The organism is Microcoleus sp. AT3-A2, from assembly GCF_036705685.1.
In the GTDB taxonomy this organism is placed as follows: domain Bacteria; phylum Cyanobacteriota; class Cyanobacteriia; order Cyanobacteriales; family Microcoleaceae; genus Microcoleus.
This window is the reverse complement of the sequence record NZ_JAUBVF010000158.1, coordinates 1-1,452: the sequence shown is the minus strand read 5'-3', so window position 1 is coordinate 1,452 and position 1,452 is coordinate 1. Positions and strand designations below refer to the sequence as shown.

Annotated in this window: 2 protein-coding genes; both read right to left on the bottom strand. The window is 44.1% G+C overall.

The annotated features are described in order from the left end of the window. Nucleotides 1–23 precede the first annotated feature (23 nt). Complete coding sequence (locus QUB37_RS29645; protein ID WP_333168810.1) at nucleotides 24–467, bottom strand: hypothetical protein; 444 nt, start codon at nucleotides 465–467, stop codon at nucleotides 24–26. Between the two features lie 92 nt (nucleotides 468–559). Beyond that, entirely contained in the window at nucleotides 560–1,219 is a 660-nt protein-coding gene (locus QUB37_RS29640) for a hypothetical protein (protein ID WP_333168809.1), read from the bottom strand. Nucleotides 1,220–1,452 lie beyond the last annotated feature (233 nt).

Below are 1,452 nucleotides of genomic sequence, written 5' to 3'. Positions count from 1 at the left end.
CCACCTAAACGGGTCTCAGCTAACTATGTTATTCTACCATAAATATAGTCTGTGTACTTACGCCGAGCTGTACTAGCCAGCCAGAGTTGCCAACTCATCAATGGCATTAAATCGCTCCAGCGCTCTGATTGTTCGGGAGTTCTCAAGTTAGGCAATGTCCAATGTAATCGTTGCTTAACAAATCTATACCAATGATCCACTCCAAAGCGTCGTAAATACTTAAACCAGACTGTTTCTAGAGGGAGAGTTCGTTCTCCCACCCAAGCCAACCATAAGGGTGGAAACGCCTGACCGTTTGACATGGGCTTCATTCTTTGCACCAGGATTAAGTTGACTTTTTGTCCAGGGGCGCGATAAAAATGCAAGTCAATCCATTGTCTGACTCGGACTTGTCCCAACTGTGGATGTTCATCCATTTCAATCACAGTATCCGCTTCGAGCCATGTGGTTGGGTCATTGAGTTTCATTTTGAACCCGTGTTTCCGTGGTCTACCGCGACCACTATAGGCTGGTGGTGCCGACCACTTTCCAGGCATTCTTTCGGAATCTCATTAAACAATCAGCTTGAATATCTGCTTGCGCCAGTACCCAATTTGCGTTGCCATATTCTCGATCTAAGACTGCTAATACGCTGGTTGACGCTCTGTTCACAGACAAGTTTGAGTTGGGAAGCTGCTTGAAGTATGGGTGAAGACCCACTACTAATTCTTTCATGGAGTAGGGGTAATGCCCAACTTCCTTGTGCTTCAGGTATCCACGCAATTGTACTATATCCCTGTTCAACAATGGAGCCCTTCTGATATTCATGGGTTCTGTCTTTTAAGGTTTGAGCGTCTGGTCTCGCCCATGCAGTGTGGTCAATTGCCACTAATATATGTTGTGTTGTAGGTACTTGCTGCTGTAATTGCTTGATATACAGCATCATCAGTTTTTTCCGGTCTGGTCTACAGTCTTGTAAGGCTTCATAGACACTTGACCATTGACGATTGAATAGCGGACTGAGCGAAAATTCCGCCAAACAAGACGCATTCCTTGTTGTCATTACTGCATCCATGAGCTCGAATGTTGCATCTTTCGCCAGCACCAATAACTCGTATGCTGCTTGACGAAAGTCCTTTAATCGTTCACTGTTCATTAAGGGAGTGGATAGGTTTTCTTTTTCACCCTTATTCTCTCCCGGCGCGGTGGCTCTAGTTCTTCTGAAAGCCACCGTTCTCATCTTTACTTAGTCTAAACTACAGTCATTTAAGGAGTGGATAGGTTTTTATTTTTCACCCTCATTCTCTCCTTAACGGTGGCTCTAGTTCTTCTTTGGCCACCGTTCTCATCTTTAGTTAGTCTAAACTACAGTAATTAAACTTGAGTAGGACTTATATCTAGTACAGCTCGGCGTAAGTACACAGACTATATTTATGGTAGAATAACATAGTTAGCTGAGACCCGTTTAGGTGG